The organism is Kitasatospora sp. NPDC007106 (assembly GCF_040634455.1).
In the GTDB taxonomy this organism is placed as follows: domain Bacteria; phylum Actinomycetota; class Actinomycetes; order Streptomycetales; family Streptomycetaceae; genus Kitasatospora; species Kitasatospora arboriphila.
The window spans coordinates 1-3,670 of the sequence record NZ_JBEYFP010000606.1; the positions used below are offsets into that span (position 1 = coordinate 1).

A 3,670-nucleotide genomic window follows, 5' to 3' on the forward strand; every position below is an offset into this window, starting at 1 on the left:
CCCTCCGCGACCAGGACGGCAGCCTGGTGCGGAGGGGGTTGATCTCCGTGACGACCACGGCGGCCAGCTGCGGGGCGCGGGCGAACTCGGCGAGGCAGTCCAGTGCGACGGCCAGCGGCAGGCCCTGGTTGAAGTGCGGGAAGTCCGCCAGCGGCAGCTCGGTCGAGTCGATCACGTCGACGTCGAAGTGCAGCAGCAGGTGCGCGTACCGCTCGGCGAGGTCGCTGCGGACGGCGCGGGCCGCGGCGACGGGGTCGGCCCCGGGGGCGGTCAGCCCGGTGCACGGATGGGTCCGCAGGCCGTACCGGGCGAGCCGTTCCCGCTCGGCCGCGTTCACCTCCACGGGGTCGTGGCCGAAGGCGGTGACGGCGTCGGCGGTCAGCAGCGGGGTCCGCGGTCCGAGGCCGGCGAGCTCGGGGGCGCCCTCGCCGAGCAGATGGGCGAGGACCATGGTGTCGAGGACGCCGGAGACGGTGCTGTCGGGCACCGACAGGTCCACGTCGCCGTCGAAGTAGATCAGGCCGGTGTCGGGCCGCCGCGCGACCAGGGCGGCGGTGACGCCGAGGGTGATGGTGCAGTCCCCGCCGATCACCAGCGGTAGCGCGCCGCCGTCGAGCAGGGCGCCGACCCGGTCGGCGACGGACCGGGCGACGTCGGTGACCAGGGCGAGGTTCTGCCGGTTGCGGTGCTCCGGGTCGGTGCGGAAGGGCACCGCCGGCAGGTCGCCGTGGTCCCGGACGGCGAGACCCGCGCTGCGCAGCCCCTCGACCAGCCCGGCCGCCCGGACGGCGGCGGGCGCCTTCTCCTGACCGGGTCCGTGCGTCCCTGCGCAGGACGGCACTCCCAGCAGCGCGATCTCACGCGGCACGGCATGGCCCCTCTCCGGTTCGCCGGCCGGGGACGGGGACCCGGCCGCGCCTGCGGCGAGCGTAGGCGCGGCCGCGGGGCCCGGCGGCCTCCCACGCCCGGGACGGACCGGTCAGTCCTCCGTGCAGAGCAGCATGCCCCGGCCGACCTCGTGCGCGGCCACACCGGTCAGCCGCAGACCCACGGCCTCGTCCGCTCCCCCGCCCCCGTCCCCGTCCCCGGCGAAGCAGCGGCGGAACCGCTCGACGCCCGCGATCGTGACCGCCACCGGCCGCCGCCCGCCCGTCCGTCCTTCTGCCTGCCCGTCCGGGCCGAGCAGCAGGGCCCGGTCCGGGACGGCCGTCCCGGCGGCGAGCCGGCCGGTGACGCAGACGCCGCGGCCCGGTACGGCCACCACGTCCTCGATCCGCATCCGCACGCCCGCCGTCCCCCTCCCGGGCCGAACCGCTACCGGCGGATCGTCACGACGGCGGCGGCACCGTCGACCTGGAGCAGGTCTCCGCCGTGGTGCAGCAGCACCGCGTCGTACCGGTCGAGGTCGTACCCGGCCGAGGCCAGGGCGGCGGTGCCGGCGAGGCAGACGACCAGCAGGACGCCGTCCTCGGGGGCCCGGACGGGGCGCGGGGCGTCCGCGATCTCGACCTGTGCGCTCGCGCGGCCGCGCCGGGTCATCACGTTGAAGTCGACCACCGGCCCGCCCTCCAGCCGGCAGTCGGTGTCCGCGTCCCCGGGGAAGGCGAAGGGCCGGAACGGCTCGGTGAGCGCCTGCTCGGCACCGGCCACGGTCAGCGTCATCCCGGCGCCCTCGACCAGGGTGATCACCCGGTCGGTGTCCGCGAAGACGGAGAACGGCCCGCCCCGGGCGACGTCCGCCAGGCTGACCCGCCAGGCGAAGTCGGTCATCCCCGCACCGGCCGGCCCGGCCGCGACCTCGCGGGTCACGCCGCCGCCGTTGAGCCACGGCACCGCCGCCCGGTCCGCCGCCCGCAGTACCTCCACCGCCATCGCCCCTCGCCCCGTCCTGCTCGCCGGTCCGCTTCGCGGCGATTCTGTCACGCACCGCCGGGCCGGACACGGCCCGCCGACCGGTGTCGGCCCGGCCCCCGGCGGCGGATCCGATGCGTCGTCAACTCTCCGGCGGCGGAGCCGTCGGCTGGACCACCAGGAGCGGCGCCCCGGACCGGACGCGCCCGCCCTCTCCGGGCTGCCCCACCGGCCGTCTGCGCGCATCTCGAACACGGGGAGAGATGAGTCACAGACGTTTGGTCGAAAATCATGACAAGCTGGGTCGAAGTGATACCGCTCTACAGAGGACATCACCCATGCATCACGGAGCCCACCCCGCTCCCACTCCTGCCCCCCGTGCCGACGTCGCCCTCGCCCGAGGCTGTACGGAATGCCGTGGCTGGGGCAGCGTCATCACCGATTCCGGCCGGCACGAGCTCTGCTCGGCCTGCCAGCGCACCGCGGAGGACGCCCTGCCGGGCGACGAGGACCCCTCCGGACCTTCGCGTGCCCTGCTCCGGCCGGTCACCCAGGCCCTCTGACCGTCCACGGCCCGGTCGGCCCCGCCCGACCGGTCCCCGCCGGCACCACCCGCTCCCGCAGTCGGGAAGCCACCGGCACATAGGTTGCCCGCCGGGCACCGCACCCTGTCGGAGCACGTCCGGTGCGTGTACGGCGACGAGTACCGCCCCGCGCCGGAGCGCGACCGCGGCCACCACGAGACCTCGTCCCTCGAGGACCTCGCCTTCGCCGAGCCGGGCGCCGTTCTGCCGTGCTGCGCGACCTCCCGCCGCACCTGGTCGACGGCCTCCACCGGCACCGCCCCGGCCGGGACGGCATCGCGGCCCGACCTCCGCCGCCGGGCCGACGACCTCGACCGCACCAGGGCGTCCGCCGCGCCCCTGCCCGGCACGCCATGGGCACCGGCCTCGGCCGCGTCCGGGCTCAGCCCGGCACGAACATGCACCCCAGCAGGCCCGCGCCCGCGTCGGCGGCGGCCTGCCACAGCGGGCCGATGCCGTCCAGCAGTGCGGCCGCCTCCTCCGGCCGGCCGCCGCCGTAGTCCGACAGCCATTCCGCGGTGCGCCGCTCGACGGCCGGACGCTCGCCGTCCGGCAGGTCCAGCGCGGCGAGCACCTCCGGCAGGGCCGCCCGCACCTGCCCGGCGTCGAGGAAGAAGTCACCGAACCAGCCGGGCAACCGGGCGAACCGCTCGGGGCCCAGCCCGTGGGCCAGGGCCGCCGCGGGGAGTCCCTTCCGGCAGACCAGCGTCAGCATCAGCGGCCGCCACTCGGCGGGCACCCGGTCGAAGGCCGCGTACAGCTCCTCGACCTGGCCGTCCAGCGGACAGGCACCGGACAGCAGGTCGAAGGCCACCGTCGCCGCCCGGTCCGTGGACTCCACCCCGACGGCCTCCGGTGCGGCGCACCACTGCTGCCACAGCTCCCGGACACGGGGGTCGTTCCGCTGCGCCTCGACCACCGGCCCCGCCACCGCGGCCAGCTCGGCCACGACCTCGTCCGGCACGGGCGCGAGCACCCACACGCCGATGAATCCCACCGCTCCCCCTCCGTCCGCTGACCGATTGTGCCCGCGGCCCCGGGGTGCGCCGCCGGTGGGGGTGCCGAGCGGGCGGCCGGGGAGAACAGTGGAGGTATGAGCATCGTCGTTCTGCACGAGCCGCTGGCCGACAGTCCGGTGCTCCCGCCCGACGGGGCGGGCACCACGGTGCACGCGGCACCCACCGACGTCCCCCTCACCCGGACCTTCTGCGGCCAGCAGGCCGAGGGCATGAGCC

Annotated in this window: 5 protein-coding genes; 1 reads left to right on the forward strand and 4 read right to left on the reverse strand. The window is 76.6% G+C overall.

Annotation, left to right across the window (positions count from 1 at the left end; all coding sequences use genetic code 11):
- The 3 genes from ABZ641_RS29280 to ABZ641_RS29290 all read right to left on the reverse strand — a co-directional run.
- Positions 1-868, reverse strand: an 868-nt coding sequence (locus ABZ641_RS29280; RefSeq protein WP_359986559.1) for an arginase family protein, incomplete at its 3' end; no start/stop codon positions are given.
- Positions 869-979: 111 nt separating this feature from the next.
- Positions 980-1,285: a hypothetical protein gene (locus ABZ641_RS29285; RefSeq protein WP_359986562.1), complete on the reverse strand. Its 306-nt coding sequence runs from the start codon at positions 1,283-1,285 to the stop codon at positions 980-982.
- Positions 1,286-1,314: 29 nt separating this feature from the next.
- On the reverse strand, positions 1,315-1,872 hold the full coding sequence (locus tag ABZ641_RS29290; RefSeq protein ID WP_359986565.1) for a HutD family protein: 558 nt from the start codon (positions 1,870-1,872) through the stop codon (positions 1,315-1,317).
- Positions 1,873-2,189: 317 nt separating this feature from the next.
- On the opposite strand from ABZ641_RS29290, the gene ABZ641_RS29295 reads away from it, so the two are divergent.
- The gene (locus ABZ641_RS29295) at positions 2,190-2,414 is read left to right on the forward strand and encodes a hypothetical protein (protein ID WP_344627157.1); all 225 of its coding nucleotides are present in this window, start codon (positions 2,190-2,192) and stop codon (positions 2,412-2,414) included.
- Positions 2,415-2,817: 403 nt separating this feature from the next.
- On the opposite strand, the gene ABZ641_RS29300 is transcribed toward ABZ641_RS29295, so the two are convergent.
- Positions 2,818-3,432, reverse strand: a complete 615-nt coding sequence (locus ABZ641_RS29300; RefSeq protein ID WP_359986568.1) for a hypothetical protein — start codon at positions 3,430-3,432, stop codon at positions 2,818-2,820.
- Between the last annotated feature and the right edge of the window lie 238 nt (positions 3,433-3,670).